Below are 19,166 nucleotides of genomic sequence, written 5' to 3'. Positions count from 1 at the left end.
AAGATACGTGATCTGATCCTTCAACTCAGCAAAAGTTCGATTTATTCAACAAAGCCGATCACTTCCTTCTGCGCCCCCTTTCCACCCAAAGGCAGAGGCGAATTTCTCGACTGCACCGTCCACTGCATTATCTGCAAGCTGGGTCAGCTTACCTTCACCCGGAGCACCTACCAGAAAAATATCGATAAGCCCGCCAATAACGCCACAGGTGCCAGCGATCATGTAATCATATTTGTCGCAGCGGGCAGTCTTTAAGGTGAAGTCTTCCTGAATGCGTTTCTCCAGAGCAATTTTCTGAGTTGGCGACATCAGGGCGCTAAACGGATCGACCGTTAAATCGATATTGTGCTTATGGGCATAGTGCGATACGGACTGGGAATAAGTTTCCCAGTCCGTATCGCTGGTGAACGCTATCGTTTCTATCATCGATAGTTTACTGATACTGGACAATGACGGGGTCAAACCGGATTCAAGGTAATCGCTGAATTCACTGGAAACCGTTGTGTGGAAATTATCATCAAAAGTGATACCTGCGTGTTCCAGAACACCATTCATCGCAAGAATCATTTCATCTAAAGCAGCATCGGTATCAGTTTGCAAAGCGTTAAGGGCGTCAAGAGCGGCATCAAGGTCACTCAATTGTCTCTCGCTTTGTTCAAGCTGGTGCTTCTGCACCAGCAAGGCCGATACCTGAGTATCCGGTTTTTTCATTATGAGAACAACCCAGTCAGTTTGCCTTTGATAACGTCCCCCGCTCTGAAATAGCCGATGCCTTCAAAGATGGCGGCAAGCTTCTCTAATTGCTGAGTCGCTGTATCTTCTTTAATTTTACGTTTTTTCACTTCAACGATCTTACCATCGTGTTGCTCTTCGACAATACATTCTTCATAGAATGAAAGAACAATATCGTAGAATTGTTTTTTGATGGGTTCTCGGGTCAGAGAACTGAGTTTGGCCTCATCAAGATAGACAGGACACTTAAGTTTGAGTGCACTGTTTTGCATTTTATTCGATTTTTTATTTAATTCATCCGCCGCACCGGTCAATGCATTCATCATCTTCTGGAGCTTTTGAATTTTTTCACCTTGCCGGTTGTGCGCATCCAGAGCGTCGTTAAACTTGCCAGAAATATAATTGAGATCATTGATTAACGCGGACAATGTGGATTGTGTCTGCTTGATGACTTCATTGAGCATGAGTTCCCGGCGCTTGGATTTATCCAGTTCATTAGCACCCGTAAGATGACGAATCCCTTTATAGGCCCCGACACCTAATAACACCGCAACACCAATACCCGTTGCCATACTTGAAAAACCAAGCACACCGCCAAGTCCAAGCGTTGCGAGGCCTGAAGTGATGCCTGCAGCGGACATCCCGATGACAGAACCAGAAAGATAGACTGCAGCGAGCGGCACACCTACCGCACCGGCTTTCGCCGTAAGTTCTTTCATGCTGCGTTTCAGTGCATCGTCAGAAAAATCTTCTCGTAACATCTTGAAGTCTTGCTGAATAGCCATCACCGCGAGCTCTATTTCTTCGTCAGTTACACCCAGCAAGGGTTGCATTTGCTGAAGAAATGGAAATTTTATATATTCACCATCATTAACGCTCATGAAAATGCTAATCAGGTCCTTAACAAGAGAGATCTTTATTGACTTGTTATGGCTAGGCACGCATTCACGATCAATTATCGCAATTAACTCTTCAACCGGTATCAGACTGGAATCAGTACCGATGTAACTTCGCAGTGTAAATCGGGATTCGGTCGTTAACTCAAGTCGCGTCATCAGCAGGAGAATTTCGGCAAACTCTTTTTTATCAACCTGACCGTCATCTGAGAACGCCATGTTAACAATGGTTTTGACGTAAGCCACTTTCAGAGCTTCTGACATTTCAGCAAGGGTAATGAGCTGATCTTCTTCTTTAAACTCATCAAAGTCACTGATGGCATGCTCAAGAATGTCGCTCAGTTTCTTATAGTTGCACTCCATCAAACTTTTGAGTGGCTTTACCTCGCCATTTTTTAGTTTGAGTGAGACAAATTCTGTTCGTTTCTCCTTCCCTTTATCATTCACTGTAACGTCTTCTATATATTCTACGGCTTCAATATTGTTGTAGTACACCTCATAAGGACTTTCAAAAGCTTCTTTTATAACCAGTTTTTCGCCGGTAAAACGATGCCATCTTTTGCACTACCAAATACCGTATTGTCATAAATGGCCAACACAGCATTCAGGTTATCAGCGACATTGAATGCTTTAGCGACGTTATTTAGTTTTTTTTCAGGGATACCTGGAGCAACAAAAACATTCTTACTTACTGAAGATAAATTTTCCTTAAGGAAGGTATTGACGTTATTCACAACTTTCTCCTTATTCGTTGCAACGAATCGACGAACTATCGACCCCGTATTTTTACAAAGTGTGATTATCTCAACCTGGAGTGTCACATTTTGTCATTAGCTCATGGGATATGAGTAAAAATATAAAGAAGAGTATGCCATCCGGGCAAGTTAATCATTCACGAAATAGTCAAAAGTTTATGCTACTGTTCTACCGTTTGGGTGGCATCAAATGATAACATGCTATTAAATAAGCAACTTAAGTAAAACCTTATGTAGTCAACACAAGATGCAGCGTCTGCATTTGCGCATTCTACAGGTGTATTTAAGTGACATGTTGTTTATGCAGGGAACAGAGGTGCTCGATAATTCCTGTCACCAAAACTCTCACCTCCGCAAAGCCTCAACAATCGCCCCCTCCATTTTCTCTGGGGTAGTCATCGGAGCAAAGCGCTTCAGTGGTTTACCGTCGCGTCCGATAAGAAACTTAGTAAAGTTCCACTTAATTCGCTCACCCAGCACGCCGGGTAATTCGTTTTTCAGATAACGAAACAGCGGATGCGCTGCGCTACCGTTAACCTCAACCTTCTCGAACATCGGGAAACTCACGCCGTAGTTGATGTAACAGGTTTTCGAGATTTCGTCGGCGCCGCCGGGTTCCTGTTTACCAAACTGGTTGCAGGGGAAGCCCAGCACCACTAACCCCCGATCGGCGTACTTCTTGTACAGCGCTTCAAGACCAGCATATTGCGGCGTGAAGCCACACTGGCTGGCGGTATTCACGACCAAAACCACCTTTCCGGCATAGTCGGCCATAGAGGTAAGCTGTCCATCCAGACGGGTGGCGGTAAGTTGATAAAAGCGAGTCATACTAAAATCCCTCAAAGCTGGCCGAAAAGTCACGTTGACCACCCACAGGGCCGTCACCGTGTAGAAAGTTTACATTCAAGCAGGCTATTTGTGATACATTCCTGGCGCGCCAATGACCACCACACTCGCTATCAGGTATGCAGAACATAACAAAAAAAATTCGCTGGCTTCTGCTTACTCTCCCACTCCTCAGCGGTTGTGGCACACTTTCACAAATGTCCTCCCCGGAAGGTACTCAGGAACTTCTCACTCATGATTCGCTGGATGGCGACGTTGACAGCGTGGTGCGTCACTACATGGCGCAAAAATCCGTTCCAGGAATGACGGTCGCGGTCATTCATAATCACGGCTCACCGCAGTTTTACACCTGGGGCGTAACCGATGCGGTCAATCGTTATCCGGTCAGGCCCGACACCCTGTTTGCACTCGGCTCGCTCAGCAAAGGGATCACGGCGGAAGTAGTGGCTTGTCTGGTCAATGAAGGGCAACTGAACTGGAACGATAGCCTGGCAACATTGTTACCGCCGGGTACGCCGCTTAGCGTGGATGCACAAAAAATCACCCTGCTTGAACTGGTAACCCACACCTCCGGCCTGCCGCGTCAGAATATGGATGTTCCGATGCTTGGAAAATTCATCAGCTATTTAAGCACGGGCGATAATTTCTACGGCGAGCTGGATAGCGATAACGTGTTGCGTTACCTCGCCGACTGGCAAGCGCCAAAGAGTAAAGTGCCGCAATACTCCAATACCGGCTACGCGCTGATCGGCTATATCCTGAAACACAAAACAGGCGAAGATATCCAGAGTTTAGCCTCGCGCTATATTTTCCATCCGCTGCAAATGGCTAACAGCAGCTTTACGCCACAGCAGCTAAAAGGATACCCGCAGCGCGCCCTCGGCCACGCGGGCGATCAGCCGAAATTCATCCCGCGCGGACAGCTCACGCCGGACTGGCATTTTTCCAACAACATGGTGGCGGCAGCGAGCTTATACAGCAACGCCGAAGATCTGGCGGCCTATGCGCGCTATCACGTATCGACGACCCACAATCCCTTGCTGGACAGCGTCTTTGCCGAAGTCAGAAATACCGATATTCAACGTCCCGACGGGGTACAGGGTATTGCCTGGACCACCGACTTTATCGGTCTGGAAAAAATCACCTATCAGGTCGGCTATATCGGCGGCTACTCCAGCTTTATCGGTTATGACAAAGAAAAAGGCAATGCGGTGGTGGTGCTGCAAAATACCTTTAACTGGAGTAATTACATTGGCATCGCGCTGTTGATGGATATGGCGAAAAAAGACAGCCTTATTATCTCTGGCAACCGTTTTGCGAATAATGGGATGCCTGAACGCGTTTATCAGCAATTACGGTGAGTGCCCGCCGTCAGATTAAGGCCTGATGCGCCAGATCTTCACGAGTCGGCCCCTGAAAGTAGATGGTACTAATATGGCAACTTCGAGGCTGAGTCAGCACAAAACGCATCGTTTCCCAGATGGACCGTCCATTCACCAGACGCTCCCCGATTCTTGTTTGACGATCGACATGTGCATCTAAACCGGTCAGTTCAAAATCAGGCGGATATAACCCGGTTACCCGAATATTTTCTTTGGATAAGTATGCTGACAGTTTCGTTAGAAAGCCGCTTAGCCCGTGTTTACTGGCAAAAAAAGCGGGATGGGCAATGGAATCTGTAAAGTTCGGAATACCGCATGCGGATATAATCGCAATGATGTCTGCGCCGTCTGAGCGTCGCAATCCTGAAAGCAGCGTCTGGGTGAGCAGGATTGAACCTGTCAGGCCTGAACTGACGGTATTGACGATTTCAGAGCTCGATTGTTCGTCTATTGTTCCTGACAGCCACTGAGCAGCATTCAGTATTAAAATATCGATTGGCCTGTCTGAATGTAAGACTTGCGAAGAGAACTGAGAAACGGATTCCGGCTGGGCTAAATCACAGAGATACCCTCTTGCCACACCCCCTTCAGCCGCTATGAGGGCGCAAGTTTTTTCTATATCCTCCTCGCGACGGGCGCTAAAATCAACGTCAACGCCCTCTCGCGCCAGCCAGACGCAAAGCGCCTGACCAAATCCCCCGCCGCCGCCCGTGATAACAGCGCGTTTTCCTCTCAGCATAACTCTGCGTCCTTTATCGTGATGAGTCTATGTCGGAGGATTTATAGCATGATGAGGCGGGGTCACATCTTCCCGTTAGTGCCCTGGCGCAGACTTCCCGTCCTACACCGCAGACTTCGGCCTTAAATTCTCATCAAACGTCAGCCGCTTCCGTTCAGGCTCAACCTCGCGCAGCGGTTCAACCTGATGCATCGTCAGCTTGCAGCGCTCCACCAGCACCTGGTATTCCCGCGTGCCCTGCTGCTTCCAGGCGAGCTCCTGCTCGCTCAGCTCGCGAATCGCTTTGGCCGGGCTGCCGATAATCAAATGGTTGGCGGGCATCTCCGCTTTCGCCTTCACGAACGCAGCCGCGCCGACGATGCTGTTTTCACCAATGACCGCCCCGTCCATCACCACCGCGTTCATGCCCACCAGCGCATTACGGCGGATCACGCAGCCGTGAAGAATGGCGCTGTGGCCGATATGCCCGTCCTCTTCCACCACCGTGTCCTCTTCCGGGAAGCCGTGCATCACGCAATTATCCTGAATATTCGCCCCGTCTTTCACCACGATACGGCCAAAATCACCGCGCAGGCTGGCATTAGGACCGACATAAACGCCTTTGCCCAGAATCACGTCGCCAATCAGCACCGCCGTTGGGTGAACGTAGCTCTCGTCAGGCACGACCGGCGTCAGGCCGTCAATTTGATAAACAGGCATCTTCCCTCCTTATGCGCTTGTGAGACCACCAAAGCGCTGATAGTAGAGCGTGCCGGGCACGGGCAGTTCGCCGACGGAGGTTTCGCCCTTCTCGCTGACAAACGCCAGCGCTCCCGGCGCGACACGCTGATAGATATTTATGCAGAGCTGTCGGGCGCTTTGCCCCGCCCAGTGCGCGGGCAGTAACTCTTCCGGCAGTAGCGGATCCTTCAGCACCACGCGACGATAAAAGTGAATCAGCAGCAGCTGGATCTGGAAGCAGCGTTCCGGCGTCAGCTCCTCGGGCGCGGCCTCTTTCAGCAGCGGCAGCAGCGGCCGGAACGAGCTGATAAACGACTCGTACATCGCGTTTTGCTCGGTTAACTGCCAGCACTCTTCCACGCGTGAACGCAGCGCGGCGCGGGAGAGCGCCAGCGGCGAGTGGGCTTCAAAGAAAATCACGTTTTCCGCCACCCCTGCATCGTGAAGCAGGGACTGCACGTCCGCAAGATGCTGCGACGGCGAGGCCATCAGGCTTGGCGCCAGCGTGCCAAACCCCTGCCAGATCAGCTGTTTTTTGACGTCGGCAAGGGTGGTTTTGTCCAGCCCTTCTGAGAGCAGCAATAGCCATTTTCCGTCCCAGGCGGGCAGTTCCGCGCGGTAGATCTTATTCTCCGCGCGACGCGTCAGGCGAAGCCCTTTATCGCTCAGGCGGTAAAAGCTACGTCGTCCGATGCGCGAGACGTCCAGCCAGCCCTCTTTGTTGAGGCGAAACAGCGCGGTACGCACGAACCGTTCGCCAAACCCCATGCCTTCCAGTAAGGCAGCCAGGCTGCCGAGCCAAATCTCACCGCCGCGATGGGAAAGCGCGTCACCGTATAACGAGGAGATAAGCGAGGTCCCGCTGACGGGAACGGAGCTGACCGCGTGCTGGATAAAGGCGTCGAGTTTATTCATGTGATTCATTCTGTTGTTATTTTTGTCCTGGATGAATCATAGCATAGGATCATGGGATAGCCCCTCACCCTAACCCCCTCCCTTTGGAAGAGGGCCGGGGTGAGAGGAAACTTAGCCGTTGGCCGCCGCTTTACGCAGGTCAAACACCCGGCAGGCTTTTCCCTCCGAGCGCGGGATGCTGCCGCAGTTCACGATCGTCACGTCGGTGGAAATCCCCACCATCGACTTAATGCGGTGGCGCAGCTGGTGGCACACCTGACAACGTTGCTCGTGGGTCAGCGTCAGACTGCTCTCTTTTAGCTCCACCTTCACGGAAAGTGAATCAAGATGTCCGCGACGGTTCACCTCCAACTGGTAGTGCGGCGAAAGATGTTCGAACTTCACGATCTCCTCTTCCAGCTGCGACGGGAAGACGTTGACGCCGCGGATGATCAGCATATCGTCGCTGCGGCCGCTGATCCGGTCCATACGGCGCATGCTGCGCGCGGTGGCCGGGAGCAGACGCGTCAGGTCGCGGGTGCGGTAGCGGATCACCGGCAGCGCCTCTTTGGTCAGCGTGGTGAACAGCAGCTCGCCCTGCTGGCCGTCATCGAGCGGCGTGCCGTCGTTCGGGTTGACGATCTCAGGGTAGAAATGATCTTCCCAGATGGTCGGGCCGTCGACGGTTTCGATACACTCCATCGCCACGCCCGGCCCCATCACTTCGGAGAGGCCATAAATATCCAGCGCGGTAATGCCTAAGCGTTTTTCAATTTCCCGGCGCATGGCCTGCGTCCACGGCTCGGCACCGAAGACGCCCACGCGCAGGGAACAGGTGCTGGCATCGCCGCCCATCTGGCGCTCCAGCTCTTCAATCAGGTTGAGGCAGTAGGATGGCGTCACCATGATCATGTCCGGCTGGAAATCACGGATCAGCTGCGCCTGTTTCTCCGTCTGGCCGCCGGACATCGGGATCACCGTCGCGCCTAAACGCTCGGCCCCGTAGTGCGCCCCCAGCCCGCCGGTAAACAGGCCGTAGCCATACGCCACGTGAATTTTGTCCTTCGCGCTGCCGCCCGCCGCGCGCAGGGAGCGGGCCACCAGGTTGGCCCAGTTATCAATGTCGCCCTGCGTGTAGCCGACAACGGTCGGTTTGCCGGTGGTGCCGGAAGACGCGTGAATGCGCACCACCTGCTCCATCGGCACGGCAAAGGTATCGAACGGATAGTTATCCCGCAGGTCCTGCTTGGTGGTGCACGGGAATTTGCGGATATCCGCCAGCTCTTTGAAATCGTCAGGGTGAACGCCCGCGGCGTCAAACTTGCGTTTGTACATCGGCACGTTGTTGTAGGCGTGATGCAGCGTCCATTTCAGACGCTCTGTCTGCAGCGCCTGTAACTCGTCAAGGGAGGCCGTTTCAATCGGATCAAGCTTTGTTGTATTTGTCATTGTAGGGTACTCACATTGTTTTTATGCTCAAACACGCTCAAGGATCATGGCAATGCCCTGACCCACACCGATGCACATCGTACACAGCGCGTAGCGCCCGCCGCGTCGGTGCAGTTCATTACTCGCGGCCAGCGCCAGCCTGGCGCCGCTCATGCCCAGCGGGTGGCCCAGCGCAATTGCGCCACCGTTCGGGTTGACGTGCGCGGCATCGTCCGGCAGGCCCAGCTGACGCAGCACGCCCAGCGCCTGCGCGGCGAAAGCTTCATTAAGTTCGATCACGTCCATATCGTTAATGCCGAGCCCGGCGCGCTCCAGCACCTTCCGAGTGGCGGGTACCGGGCCAAGCCCCATCAGACGTGGCTCCACGCCTGCCGTCGCCATCGCCACGATCCGCGTGCGCGGGACTAACCCCTGCGCCAGCGCCATCTTCTCGCTGGCGACGATCAGCGCCGCAGCGCCGTCGTTGACCCCGGAGGCATTCCCCGCCGTGACCACCCCGTTCTTACGGAACGGCGTTTTTAGCCCGGCAAGCTGTTCAAGAGTAGTGTCCGCGCGCGGATGTTCATCCACGCTGAACGCTGTGACCGCCCCTTTTTTACCCGGCACCGGCACCGGCACGATCTCCTGCGCCATAATGCCGTTCTGCTGGGCCAGCGCGGTACGCTGCTGGCTGCGCAGGGCGAACGCGTCCTGATCGGCACGGCTGATATTTAACAATTCAGCTACATTCTCTGCCGTTTCCGGCATACTGTCAGTTCCGAATTGCTGATGCATGAGCGGATTCACAAATCGCCAGCCGATGGTGGTATCAAAGATCTCCGCCTGACGCTGAAAGGCGGCTGTGGCTTTGCCCATCACGAACGGCGCGCGGGACATCGACTCCACGCCGCCCGCGATCAGCAGGTCGCCGTCGCCCGCTTTAATGGTGCGGGCGGCAAAACCAATCGCGTCCAGCCCGGAACCGCACAGGCGGTTAACGGTGGTTCCGGATACCGTCTGCGGCAGCCCGGCCAGCAGCGACGACATGCGCGCTACGTTGCGGTTATCTTCCCCCGCCTGGTTGGCGCAGCCGAAAATCACGTCGTCGATCCGCTCCAGGTCGAGCTGCGGGTAGCGGGCCAGCAGCGCGCGCAGCGGAGCGGCACCCAGATCGTCGGTTCGGACTGCGGAAAGCGCGCCGCCGTAGCGACCCACCGGGGTTCGAACGCCATCACAAATAAATGCGTCACGCATCAGGCTTCTCCTGTCACGCTGCCGCCGATGCGGTGAGATTTTCCGCGAAAAAGGGCGACTGTTTTCTGGTGTTGGTTCTGGATTTCAATGTCGTACACGCCGGTCAGCTTGCCCTGATGCTTCACCCGCGCGGTGGCGGTGAGCGTGTCCCCGGCGAAGCCCGGACGCAGGAAATCAATCGAGCAGCCGGAGGCCACCGCCGCCAGCCCCTGGCTGTTGCAGGCGTAGGCAAAAGCGGTGTCAGCCAGCGAAAACAGCTGGCCGCCGTGGCAGGTTTTGTGGCCGTTCAACATCTGCGGGGTGATGGTCATGGTGACAACCGCGTAGCCCTCGTCCATCTCGACAATGTCCATCCCCATCGCCTGAGCGCAGGCGTCCCGTTCGTACATGGTGCGGGCGTTATGCCAGGCGTTATGACTCATAGCTACTCTCCAGAAGCGCGCGCTGGCGCAGCAGTGAACAGGGGCGATAGCGCTCTTCGCCGTAATGACGCTGCAGGTTCTCCAGCAGCGTCAGCAGGCGCTGCCAGCCCAGGCGCTCGCCCCATGCGATCGGCCCGCTCGGGTAGTTCACGCCCAGGCGCATGGCCGTGTCGATATCCTTCTCGCTGGCGACCCCTTTTTGCAGGGCATCCAGCGCCTCGTTGGCAATCATCGCCAGCGTCCGCCAGATCAGCAGGCCGGGATAATCGGCAATTCGCACCACCCTGTGTCCCTGCTGCTGCAGGTAGCGGATGGCTTTTTGCGTCGCGGTATGCGGGTTGCTGGTGGCGGCGGCAATGACCGCCACGTCACGCTCGATGCGGTCGACAACCACCACCGGGCCGTTAAGCCGCAGCGCCAGCGCCTGCGCGGTCTCTCCCTGCGTTTCAATCAGGTACACATCATCAATTTCCGTGACACCGTCACGTCGCTTTTCCACGCGCATCGGGCTATAGCTGTCGTTCACCGACTCAACCCACTGCACGTCAGGTTTGTCGCCCTGCCAGTCGTAAACGCCCTTCCCGCTTTTCTTGCCCAGCCTTCCAGCCAGCACCAGCTCCTGCTGCACCAGCGAAGGCAGAAAACGACGCTCCTGCCAGAAGGCGTTAAATACCGAGCAGGTCACCGCAAAATTTACGTCCTGACCAATCATGTCGGTCAGCTCCAGCGGCCCCATCGGGAAGCCGCCGCCTTCGCGCAGGGCGGCGTCAATCACCTCCGGCGGCGCGACCTGCTCTTCCAGCGCGCGCCAGGCTTCAGAATAAAACGGACGGGCGACGCGGTTGACGATGAACCCCGGCGTGGACTGGCAGCGAACGGGCTGTTTACCCCAGTTCAGCGCCAGCTCGCACAGCGCGTCGGCCACTTCCGGAGAGGTCGCCAGCCCGCTGACCACCTCCACCAGCTTCATCACCGGCGCCGGGTTAAAGAAATGCAGCCCTGCGACGCGCTCCGGGTGGTGGACGTCCGCCGCAATCGCCGTGACGGAGATGGAGGAGGTATTGCTGGTCAGCACCGTCTGCGGCGGGCAGATCTCAGCCAGCTGGGCAAACAGCGTCTTTTTCACCTCCAGCCGTTCTGAGGCCGCTTCAATCACCAGATCGGCCGCGGAGAGCGCGTCGATCTCCGTGACGGGAACAAGCCGGGCAAGGGTCTGGCTCCCGGCATCGGCGGAGAGTTTTCCGCACGTCACACGGGAGGCCAGACGCTGGCGGATCCCGTCGATGGCGCGTGATATCGCATCGCTGGAGATGTCATAGAGCAGCACCTGATGCCCGTGGCTGGCCGCCACTTCGGCAATCCCGGCACCCATCGTGCCGCTGCCAATCACGGCGACCGTACGTATGTTCAGCATCTTATTTCCCCGTAAAGTTCGGCGCGCGCTTCGCGAGGAAGGCGCTGACGCCCTCGCGGTAGTCGTCGCTGCGCCCGGCCAGGCGCTGATAGTCACGCTCCAGATCGAGCTGGCCGTCCAGGGTATTGGTTTCCGCAGCATTGATCGCCTGCTTGATCAGCCCCAGGCCGAAGGTCGGCTGCGACGCAAAATGCAGGGCCATCTGCTGCGCCGTAGTGGAGAGCTCTTCGTCATCGACCACCTGCCAGATCATGCCCCACGCCTGCGCCTGTTCGGCGCTGAGCTTGTCGCCGAGCAGCGCCAGCCCCATGGCGCGGGCGCGTCCGGCCACGCGCGGCAGCAGCCAGGTGCCGCCGCAGTCCGGCACCAGGCCGAGCTTGCTGAAGGCCATCACGAAGCTGGCGGAACGCGCCGCAATCACCATGTCGCACCCGAGCGCCAGCGTGGCGCCCGCGCCCGCCGCCACGCCGTTAACGGCACAGATGACCGGCTTCGGCAGCTTTGCCAGGCGGCGCACGAGCGGGTTGTAGAAGGTTTCAACGGACATGCCCAGATCCGGTGCCGGGCCGTTAGGGTCGACGTTGCGGTCGTTGAGGTCCTGACCGGCGCAAAAGCCGCGTCCTGCCCCGGTGATCAGCAGGCAGCGAACGGTGTCATCGCGCTCGGCCTGTTTCAGGCACTCGGCCAGCTGCCGGTGCATGACGTCGTTAAAGCTGTTCAGACGCTCCGGACGGTTCAGCGTAATGGTCATCACGCCCTGTTCTACATGACTGAGAATAAATTCCACAATTAGCGTCCTTTAAAGTCGGGAGTGCGTTTTTGTAGGAAGGCGTTGATGCCTTCCCGGCGGTCTTCGGTGGCAGAAAGCAGCGTAAACAGCTGGCGCTCCTGGGCCAGACCGGCCTGAAGCGGCACCTCCTGAGACTGGCGAAGCGCCTGTTTGGCTGCCTGTAGCGCCAGCGGCGAGTGGCGCCCCATCAGGGCCGCCTGCTTCAGGGCATACTCCAGCGTCAGCGCTGCCGGGAAAACATCGCTCACCAGCCCGGCGCTCAGCGCCTGCTCTGCGGTAATGCTCTCACCGGTCAGCACCATTTTGCTGGCCAGGGATTTACCGACGCTACGGATAAGACGCTGGGTGCCGCCCGCGCCGGGCATGATGCCGAGCGTGATTTCCGGCAGGCCGAAACGGGCGTTGTCACCGGCAATCACCACGTCGCACAGCAGCGCCAGCTCGCAGCCTGCGCCCAGCGCGAAGCCGTTCACGGCGGCGATCAGCGGTTTACTGAACGTATTGATGCGTGACCACAGCTGCGGGCGAATATCGTTTAGCGTGGCGGGCAGGTCTTTCTCCGCCATTTCGTTGAGATCGGCCCCGGCGGCAAAGCAGCGCTCGCTGCCGTAAATCACGCAGACGGAAATCTCGGCATCCACGGCGGCGGCCTCAAGCTGTTCCGCAAGCTGGGTCAACAGCACGTTGTTGAGGGCGTTGCGCGCCGCCGGACGGTTTAGCGTCAGCTGCAGCACGCGGCCATGACGGGTAACAATCAGTTCGCTCATGCCATCCCCTTCGCGTCGAAGTCGACGATCACGTCGGCGGTTAACGGCAGCGACTGGCAGCTCAGCACATACCCGGCCGCCAGCTCGTCCGGCTCCAGGCTGTAGTTGGTTGCCATGTCCACCTTCCCGCGCAGCACTTTGCATTTACAGGTGGCGCAGACGCCGCCCTTACAGGCATAAGGCAGATCCGCCCCCTGACGCAGGGCGGCATCGAGAATGCTTTCGTCGTCCGCCGTCAGGGTGATTTCACGGTCGCGCCCGTCCTGGCGAACGGTCACTTTTTGTCCATCAACCTGCACGTGCGCCGCGCGCTTAACGGTGATACCGGAGGTGTTAAAGCGCTCAAGGTGAATGGATTTGTCCGGCATCCCCAGCGCCTTCAGCGTGGCTTCCGCGTCGTCCATCATTGCGGACGGGCCGCAGATAAACGCCTCGTCGTACTGGCGGAAGTTGATCAGGGTTTTCGCCAGCGCCTGCAGCTTTTCCCCGTCGATGCGGCCATACAGCAGGTCGCTGTCCAGCCGCTCCTGGCTGAAGATGGAGACCAGCTGCAGGCGCTGCGGGTATTTGTCCTTCAGGTCCGCCAGCGCCTGGCGGAACATCATGCTCTGGCTGCTGCGGTTGCCGTAGATTAGGGTGAAATGGCTGTTCGGTTCGGTCTCAAGCGTCGCGGAGATAATTGCCAGCATCGGGGTGATCCCGGAGCCTGCCGCAATTGCCAGATAGTGGCCTTCGCGTTCGGCCCGCGGCTGGTAGCCAAACTGCCCCTGAGGAACCATTACCTCCAGCGCCATGCCCGCTTTGATCTCATCCCGGGCATAGCGGGAGAAGCGCCCGCCTTCAATCGCCTTGACCGCCACGCTGATTTCGCCCGGGGCGGCACTCCGGCAGATGGAGTAGCAGCGGCGCAGCTCGTCCCCGCCAAGCTTCGTTTTTAACGTCAGGTGCTGGCCTGGACGGAAGCGGTAGGCCTCCTGCAGCGCCTGCGGCACCGCAAAGGTGATGGTTACCGCGTCGCGGGTTTCGGGTTCCACTTTTGCCACTGTTAATGAATGAAACGTTGTCATGGCAGCCTCAAATACATTTGAAATAGTCGAAGGGCTCACGGCAGGAATTGCAGCGGTAGAGCGCTTTGCAGGCCGTCGAGCCAAATTCACTTATAAGCGCGGTGTCGATGCTGGCGCAGCGCGGGCAGCTCACCTCCACCGGGGCGTGCGCGTGACAGCTATGCCCCACCGGTGGACTGATGCCATACGCCCGCAGGCGCTCGCGCGCGTCGGGGGTCATCCAGTCGGTGGTCCAGGCGGGTTCAAGCTGGAGCACAATGTGCACCGGGGTAAAGCCGTGCGCGGTCATCGCCTCGCGGATCGACCCTAGCAGGTGTTCCGTTGCCGGGCAGCCCGAGTAGGTGGGCGTGAAGCCGATAACCCAGCCTTCCCCCTGCGCCTTTACGCTGCGCACCATGCCTAAATCGGTGATGGTTAACACCGGCACTTCCGGATCGGGGATCTGGCTTAACAGCGCCCAGATCTGCGGGATTTGCGCGGGCGCGATGTCGACGAGGCGTTGCATAGCGTTCTCCTTTACCACTGCTGACCGGGATACGCGCGCTGGAGATACTGCATTTCCGCCAGCATCGGCCCCAGATGTTCGGTATGCAGCCCCCTCTTGCCCCCGGTGCGGTACGCCACCTCGGCGGGCACCTGCAGGCAGGCTTCATTCAGACCGGCAAAGACTTCGCTTTCCCACGGCTGGCGCAGGAGGCGCGGGTCAACCGCCACGCCGGGCTCAATCAGCGCCAGCTCGACGTCATCGGCTTCAAACAGCTCGGCCGTAAAACGCCACAGGCTGTCGATGGCCTGCTGCATTTTTTGCGCGGACGTTTCGGTCCCGTCGCCCAGACGCACCAGCCAGCCGCGGCTGAAGCGCAGGTGGTAGCGCGCCTCTTTAATTGCCTTGGCGGCAATGGCGGCAAGCTGGCCGTCACTGCTTTGGGTCAGCCGTTCGTACAGCGCCACGTTCCAGGCATCCATCAGATACTGGCGGGCAATGGTGTCGGCGAAGCTGCCGTTCGGCTGCTCCACCAGCAGAACGTTGCGGAACTGGCGCTCGTCTCGGCCAAACGCCAGCGTGTCTTCATCGCCCTGGCCTTCCAGCTCCGCGGCATAGGTCAGGAAATTGCGCGCCTGCCCCAGCAGGTCGAGACCGATATTGGCGAGCGCGAGGTCGATTTCCAGCTCCGGCGCGTGGCCGCACCAGGCGCCGAGACGCTGGGAAAGCACCAGACCGTTGTCGCCCAGACGCAGGGCATAGGCAGTCACTGAATTCATTCTTTGCCTCACATATGCTCGATGCCGTCGGGAATGGTGTAGAACGTCGGATGGCGGTAAACCTTGCTTTCTGCCGGGTCGAAGAACTCGCCGCTCTCTTCCGGCTGGGAGGCGACAATCTCGCTCGCCTTAACCACCCAGATAGAACAGCCTTCGCTGCGGCGGGTGTAGGCATCACGCGCATTTTCCAGCGCCATGCGATCGTCGGCAGCATGCAGACTGCCAACGTGACGGTGGGATAACCCCTGCTTGCTGCGTACGAACACTTCGTACAGCGGCCAGTAGACATTGCTCATGGTTGTTTCCTCTTACGCGGCCTGACGGGCGCGCTGTTTTTCGGCGTGCGCCAGCGCGGCTTCCCGCACCCACGCGCCCTCTTCCCAGGCTTTACGTTTCGCGGCCAGGCGTTCGTGGTTGCAGATGCCGCGCCCGTTAATGACCTCGTCAAACTCCTGCCAGTCGATCTCGCCGAAGCGATAATGACCGCTCTCTTCATCAAAACGCAGGTCGGGATCGGGCACCGTCATGCCCAGCATTTCTACCTGCGGCACCGTGTTGTCGACAAAGCGCTGGCGCAGCTCGTCATTGCCGAAGCGTTTGATTTTCCACGCCAGGCTGCGGGCGCTGTTCGGCGAGTTGTCGTCGTTCGGCCCGAACATCATCAGCGCCGGCCACCAGAAGCGGTTGATGGCATCCTGCAGCATCTGGCGCTGGGCTTCACTGCCCTGCGCCAGCGCCATGCAGGCCTCAAAGCCCTGACGCTGGTGGAAGCTCTCTTCTTTACAGATTTTCACCATCGCGCGGGCATACGGACCGTAGGAAGTGCGGCACAGCGCCACCTGGTTGACGATGGCCGCGCCGTCCACCAGCCAGCCGATCACGCCGATATCGGCCCAGCTCAGGGTCGGATAGTTGAAGATGGAGGAGTATTTCATCTTGCCGTCGAGCATCTTCTGGTAGATGTCTTCCCGCGCGCAGCCCAGCGTTTCCGCCGCGCTGTAGAGGTAAAGCCCGTGTCCGGCTTCGTCCTGCACCTTCGCCAGCAGGATCGCTTTTCGGCGCAGCGTCGGGGCGCGAGCGATCCAGTTCCCTTCCGGCAGCATGCCGACAATTTCGGAGTGCGCATGCTGGCCAATCTGACGGATCAACGTCTTACGGTAGGCGTCAGGCATCCAGTCCTGAGGCTCAATCGCCGTCTCCTGCGCTATGCGCTGCTCAAACCGTTGTTCTTGCGTCACGTCATCACCTTTATGATTCGTTAGTTTGCAAATTAAAGCGTAAAGTTGAATCACTTTATTTTTTAAAAGTTACACAAAGGTTAAATACAATCCCAAGAATTGTTTCCTGATTCTGTGACGTTGCTCGCAAGCCTTTTGCTGAAAGCCTTGATAAGCGGGCCTTCGTATTCTGAAATTCATCCAGTCAGATCACATCATTAACAATTCATTAAAAACGCCGCTTGATTTTTATGATTCATGATTAAACTATTAATGAGCAAATCACGTAACATTTGGAGATAAGCGATGCAGCAGTTAGCCAGCTTCTTGTCCGGTTCCTGGCAGTCTGGCCGGGGCCGCGAACGCACTATTCATCACGCCATCAGTGGCGAAGCGCTGTGGAGCGTGACCAGCGAAGGGCTGGATATGGCGGCCGCCCGCCGCTATGCGATTGATCGCGGCGGCGAAGCGCTTCACGAGATGACCTTTATCGAACGCGCAGCCATGCTGAAGGCGGTGGCAAAGCACCTGCTTAGCGAAAAAGAGACGTTTTATGCCCTGTCCGCACAGACCGGGGCGACTAAAGCGGACAGCTGGGTGGACATTGAAGGCGGGATCGGCACCCTTTTCACTTACGCCAGCCTGGGCAGCCGCGAGCTGCCGGATGACACCGTGTGGCCGGAAGACGAGTTAATTCCGCTGTCAAAAGAAGGCGGCTTTGCCGCGCGTCACGTCCTGACCTCGAAGTCCGGCGTGGCGGTGCACATCAACGCCTTTAACTTCCCCTGTTGGGGAATGCTGGAAAAGCTGGCCCCGACCTGGCTTGCCGGCATGCCCGCCATCATCAAACCCGCCACCGCCACCGCGCAGGTGACGCAGGCGATGGTGAAATCCATCGTCGACAGCGGGCTGGTGCCGGACGGCGCTATAAGCCTGATCTGCGGCGGCGCGGGGGATCTGCTCGACCAGCTCGACAGCCAGGACGTGGTCACCTTTACGGGCTCCGCCAGCACCGGGCAAAGCCTGCGCGTGCACCCGAATATCGTGGAGAATTCGATTCCGTTCACCATGGAGGCCGACTCCCTGAACTGCTGCGTGCTGGGGGAAGACGTCACCCCTGAGCAGCCGGAATTTGCCCTGTTCATCCGGGAAGTGGTCCGCGAGATGACCGCCAAAGCCGGGCAGAAATGTACGGCCATTCGCCGCATTATCGTCCCGCAGAGCCAGATTGACGCCGTAAGCCAGGCGCTGATTGCCCGGCTGGAAAAGGTGTTGGTGGGCGATCCGGCGCAGGAAGGGGTAAAGATGGGTGCGCTGGTCAACGCCGAACAGCGTGCGGACGTGCAGGAGAAAGTGGATCACCTGATCGCCGCGGGCTGCCAGGTCCGCCTGGGTGGCAAAGCGGATTTGCAGGCCGCGGGCGCGTTCTTCCCGCCGACGCTGCTGTTCTGCCCGCAGCCGGATGAAACTCCGGCAGTCCACTCAACCGAAGCCTTTGGCCCGGTTGCGACGCTGATGCCGTATCGCAATGCACAGCACGCGATGCAGCTTGCCCGCGCGGGCGGCGGCAGCCTGGCGGGCACGCTGGTCACCGCAGACCTGGACATTGCCCGCGAGTTTATTATCGGCGCGGCGCGCGCCCACGGGCGTATTCAGATCCTCAACGAGGAAGCCTCGAAAGAGTCCACCGGCCACGGCTCCCCGCTTCCTCAGCTGGTGCACGGCGGCCCGGGTCGCGCGGGCGGCGGCGAAGAGCTGGGCGGCCTGCGTGCGGTGAAGCACTACCTGCAGCGCACCGCGATTCAGGGCAGTCCGACGATGCTGGCCGCCATCGGCAAGCAGTGGGTGCGTGGCGCAACGGTGCAGGAAGATCGCGTGCATCCGTTCCGCAAATACTTTGAGGAGCTACAGCCGGGCGACAGCCTGCTGACGCCGCGCCGCACCCTCACGGAAGCGGACATCGTGAACTTTGCCTGCCTGAGCGGCGATCACTTCTACGCCCATATGGACAAGATCGGCGCGGCAGAGTCGATCTTTGGCGAGCGCGTGGTGCACGGCTACTTCCTGATCTCCGCCGCGGCGGGACTGTTCGTTGATGCGGGCGTTGGGCCGGTGATTGCCAACTACGGCATGGAAAACCTGCGCTTTATCGAGCCGGTCAAACCGGGCGATACCATTCAGGTGCGTTTGACCTGCAAGCGTAAAACGCTGAAGAAACAGCGCAGTGCCGAGGAAAAACCGACCGGCGTGGTGGAATGGGCAGTTGAGATCTTCAACCAGCACCAGCAGGCCGTGGCGCTCTACTCCATCCTGACGCTGGTGGCGCGCCAGCAGGGGGATTTCAGCTAAGGTCCCCTCACCCTGACCCTCTCCCCAAGGGGAGAGGAATCCCTGTAATTTTTTTAACCAGAAGCGATAAATTGCTTCAGGAAAATTAATGGCTTACAGCGATACCCTGGTCCGGCTGTAAATCGCCGAAGCGTTTCCGTAAGGCCGGGGCGAGGCGCAGGGATGCGCCGAGAGGGCGTGGCCTGCAGGGATGCAGGCTCATGCCCGACCCGATAGCCTGAAGGAATAAGC

The 19,166-nt window shown here is 57.8% G+C and carries 20 protein-coding genes; 2 read left to right on the top strand and 18 right to left on the bottom strand.

The genetic code is table 11. The features are described from left to right. Positions 1-45: 45 nt before the first annotated feature. The 4 genes from ACWYRJ_RS17130 to ACWYRJ_RS17115 all read right to left on the bottom strand — a co-directional run bounded on the left by ACWYRJ_RS17130 (position 46) and on the right by ACWYRJ_RS17115 (position 3,211). Positions 46-711 (bottom strand): hypothetical protein, encoded by a 666-nt coding sequence (locus ACWYRJ_RS17130; RefSeq protein ID WP_455508327.1) that lies wholly within the window; start codon positions 709-711, stop codon positions 46-48. Continuing rightward, positions 711-2,123 carry a hypothetical protein gene (locus tag ACWYRJ_RS17125; protein WP_455508326.1) on the bottom strand — a complete coding sequence of 471 codons (1,413 nt, stop codon included), beginning with the start codon at positions 2,121-2,123 and terminating at the stop codon, positions 711-713. Before ACWYRJ_RS17125 ends, ACWYRJ_RS17130 begins: the two co-directional genes overlap by 1 nt. Before the next feature lie 26 nt (positions 2,124-2,149). Beyond that, positions 2,150-2,362, bottom strand: coding sequence for a hypothetical protein (locus ACWYRJ_RS17120; protein ID WP_455508325.1), 213 nt, complete (start codon positions 2,360-2,362; stop codon positions 2,150-2,152). 366 nt (positions 2,363-2,728) lie between these two features. Beyond that, on the bottom strand, positions 2,729-3,211 hold the full coding sequence (locus tag ACWYRJ_RS17115; RefSeq protein ID WP_223582149.1) for a glutathione peroxidase: 483 nt from the start codon (positions 3,209-3,211) through the stop codon (positions 2,729-2,731). A gap of 137 nt (positions 3,212-3,348) precedes the next feature. Between ACWYRJ_RS17115 and ACWYRJ_RS17110 the strand changes: the two genes are divergently transcribed. Next, complete coding sequence (locus ACWYRJ_RS17110; RefSeq protein WP_240168088.1) at positions 3,349-4,590, top strand: serine hydrolase domain-containing protein; 1,242 nt, start codon at positions 3,349-3,351, stop codon at positions 4,588-4,590. 10 nt (positions 4,591-4,600) lie between these two features. On the opposite strand, the gene ACWYRJ_RS17105 is transcribed toward ACWYRJ_RS17110, so the two are convergent. The 14 genes from ACWYRJ_RS17105 to paaA form a co-directional block, all read right to left on the bottom strand. After that, positions 4,601-5,350: an SDR family oxidoreductase gene (locus ACWYRJ_RS17105; protein ID WP_455508324.1), complete on the bottom strand. Its 750-nt coding sequence runs from the start codon at positions 5,348-5,350 to the stop codon at positions 4,601-4,603. A gap of 102 nt (positions 5,351-5,452) precedes the next feature. Beyond that, complete coding sequence (gene paaY / locus ACWYRJ_RS17100; protein WP_111964714.1) at positions 5,453-6,049, bottom strand: phenylacetic acid degradation protein PaaY; 597 nt, start codon at positions 6,047-6,049, stop codon at positions 5,453-5,455. A gap of 9 nt (positions 6,050-6,058) precedes the next feature. Continuing rightward, positions 6,059-6,994: a phenylacetic acid degradation operon negative regulatory protein PaaX gene (gene paaX, locus ACWYRJ_RS17095; protein WP_028016008.1), complete on the bottom strand. Its 936-nt coding sequence runs from the start codon at positions 6,992-6,994 to the stop codon at positions 6,059-6,061. A gap of 102 nt (positions 6,995-7,096) precedes the next feature. Beyond that, on the bottom strand, positions 7,097-8,413 hold the full coding sequence (paaK, locus tag ACWYRJ_RS17090) for a phenylacetate--CoA ligase PaaK (RefSeq protein WP_133294331.1): 1,317 nt from the start codon (positions 8,411-8,413) through the stop codon (positions 7,097-7,099). A gap of 27 nt (positions 8,414-8,440) precedes the next feature. Beyond that, positions 8,441-9,646, bottom strand: a complete 1,206-nt coding sequence (gene pcaF / locus ACWYRJ_RS17085) for a 3-oxoadipyl-CoA thiolase (RefSeq protein WP_455508323.1) — start codon at positions 9,644-9,646, stop codon at positions 8,441-8,443. Beyond that, on the bottom strand, positions 9,646-10,068 hold the full coding sequence (gene paaI / locus ACWYRJ_RS17080; RefSeq protein ID WP_455508322.1) for a hydroxyphenylacetyl-CoA thioesterase PaaI: 423 nt from the start codon (positions 10,066-10,068) through the stop codon (positions 9,646-9,648). Before paaI ends, pcaF begins: the two co-directional genes overlap by 1 nt. After that, positions 10,058-11,482 (bottom strand): 3-hydroxyacyl-CoA dehydrogenase PaaH, encoded by a 1,425-nt coding sequence (gene paaH, locus ACWYRJ_RS17075; RefSeq protein WP_455508321.1) that lies wholly within the window; start codon positions 11,480-11,482, stop codon positions 10,058-10,060. Before paaH ends, paaI begins: the two co-directional genes overlap by 11 nt. 1 nt (position 11,483) lies before the next feature. Then, positions 11,484-12,272 carry a 2-(1,2-epoxy-1,2-dihydrophenyl)acetyl-CoA isomerase PaaG gene (gene paaG / locus ACWYRJ_RS17070; RefSeq protein ID WP_455508328.1) on the bottom strand — a complete coding sequence of 263 codons (789 nt, stop codon included), beginning with the start codon at positions 12,270-12,272 and terminating at the stop codon, positions 11,484-11,486. Beyond that, on the bottom strand, positions 12,272-13,039 hold the full coding sequence (gene paaF / locus ACWYRJ_RS17065) for a 2,3-dehydroadipyl-CoA hydratase PaaF (protein ID WP_149366819.1): 768 nt from the start codon (positions 13,037-13,039) through the stop codon (positions 12,272-12,274). The genes paaG and paaF overlap by 1 nt, the downstream gene beginning before the upstream one ends. Further along, on the bottom strand, positions 13,036-14,106 hold the full coding sequence (paaE, locus tag ACWYRJ_RS17060; protein WP_111964719.1) for a 1,2-phenylacetyl-CoA epoxidase subunit PaaE: 1,071 nt from the start codon (positions 14,104-14,106) through the stop codon (positions 13,036-13,038). The genes paaF and paaE overlap by 4 nt, the downstream gene beginning before the upstream one ends. Positions 14,107-14,113: 7 nt before the next feature. Next, complete coding sequence (paaD, locus tag ACWYRJ_RS17055; protein WP_455508320.1) at positions 14,114-14,611, bottom strand: 1,2-phenylacetyl-CoA epoxidase subunit PaaD; 498 nt, start codon at positions 14,609-14,611, stop codon at positions 14,114-14,116. Positions 14,612-14,622: 11 nt separating this feature from the next. Next, complete coding sequence (gene paaC / locus ACWYRJ_RS17050) at positions 14,623-15,369, bottom strand: 1,2-phenylacetyl-CoA epoxidase subunit PaaC (protein ID WP_455508319.1); 747 nt, start codon at positions 15,367-15,369, stop codon at positions 14,623-14,625. A gap of 8 nt (positions 15,370-15,377) precedes the next feature. After that, positions 15,378-15,665 carry a 1,2-phenylacetyl-CoA epoxidase subunit PaaB gene (gene paaB, locus ACWYRJ_RS17045; RefSeq protein WP_003857353.1) on the bottom strand — a complete coding sequence of 96 codons (288 nt, stop codon included), beginning with the start codon at positions 15,663-15,665 and terminating at the stop codon, positions 15,378-15,380. Between the two features lie 12 nt (positions 15,666-15,677). Further along, the gene (gene paaA, locus ACWYRJ_RS17040; RefSeq protein ID WP_063616970.1) at positions 15,678-16,607 is read right to left on the bottom strand and encodes a 1,2-phenylacetyl-CoA epoxidase subunit PaaA; all 930 of its coding nucleotides are present in this window, start codon (positions 16,605-16,607) and stop codon (positions 15,678-15,680) included. A 285-nt stretch (positions 16,608-16,892) separates the two neighbouring features. Between paaA and paaZ the strand changes: the two genes are divergently transcribed. Further along, on the top strand, positions 16,893-18,935 hold the full coding sequence (paaZ, locus tag ACWYRJ_RS17035; RefSeq protein ID WP_455508318.1) for a phenylacetic acid degradation bifunctional protein PaaZ: 2,043 nt from the start codon (positions 16,893-16,895) through the stop codon (positions 18,933-18,935). The last annotated feature ends 231 nt before the right edge of the window (positions 18,936-19,166 follow it).

The sequence above is a fragment of the Enterobacter sp. genome (genome assembly GCF_977039595.1).
This window is presented reverse-complemented; position numbering and strand designations above follow the sequence as displayed.

Excerpts from the sequence above, each read along its gene's own strand:
- ACWYRJ_RS17130 (WP_455508327.1), bottom strand. The coding sequence starts at position 711 with ATGAAAAAACCGGATACTCAGGTATCGGCCTTGCTGGTGCAGAAGCAC.
- ACWYRJ_RS17115 (WP_223582149.1), bottom strand. The coding sequence starts at position 3,211 with ATGACTCGCTTTTATCAACTTACCGCCACCCGTCTGGATGGACAGCTT.
- ACWYRJ_RS17110 (WP_240168088.1), top strand. The coding sequence starts at position 3,349 with ATGCAGAACATAACAAAAAAAATTCGCTGGCTTCTGCTTACTCTCCCA.
- ACWYRJ_RS17105 (WP_455508324.1), bottom strand. The coding sequence starts at position 5,350 with ATGCTGAGAGGAAAACGCGCTGTTATCACGGGCGGCGGCGGGGGATTT.
- paaY (WP_111964714.1), bottom strand. The coding sequence starts at position 6,049 with ATGCCTGTTTATCAAATTGACGGCCTGACGCCGGTCGTGCCTGACGAG.
- paaX (WP_028016008.1), bottom strand. The coding sequence starts at position 6,994 with ATGAATCACATGAATAAACTCGACGCCTTTATCCAGCACGCGGTCAGC.
- paaK (WP_133294331.1), bottom strand. The coding sequence starts at position 8,413 with ATGACAAATACAACAAAGCTTGATCCGATTGAAACGGCCTCCCTTGAC.
- pcaF (WP_455508323.1), bottom strand. The coding sequence starts at position 9,646 with ATGCGTGACGCATTTATTTGTGATGGCGTTCGAACCCCGGTGGGTCGC.
- paaI (WP_455508322.1), bottom strand. The coding sequence starts at position 10,068 with ATGAGTCATAACGCCTGGCATAACGCCCGCACCATGTACGAACGGGAC.
- paaH (WP_455508321.1), bottom strand. The coding sequence starts at position 11,482 with ATGCTGAACATACGTACGGTCGCCGTGATTGGCAGCGGCACGATGGGT.
- paaF (WP_149366819.1), bottom strand. The coding sequence starts at position 13,039 with ATGAGCGAACTGATTGTTACCCGTCATGGCCGCGTGCTGCAGCTGACG.
- paaE (WP_111964719.1), bottom strand. The coding sequence starts at position 14,106 with ATGACAACGTTTCATTCATTAACAGTGGCAAAAGTGGAACCCGAAACC.
- paaD (WP_455508320.1), bottom strand. The coding sequence starts at position 14,611 with ATGCAACGCCTCGTCGACATCGCGCCCGCGCAAATCCCGCAGATCTGG.
- paaC (WP_455508319.1), bottom strand. The coding sequence starts at position 15,369 with ATGAATTCAGTGACTGCCTATGCCCTGCGTCTGGGCGACAACGGTCTG.
- paaB (WP_003857353.1), bottom strand. The coding sequence starts at position 15,665 with ATGAGCAATGTCTACTGGCCGCTGTACGAAGTGTTCGTACGCAGCAAG.
- paaZ (WP_455508318.1), top strand. The coding sequence starts at position 16,893 with ATGCAGCAGTTAGCCAGCTTCTTGTCCGGTTCCTGGCAGTCTGGCCGG.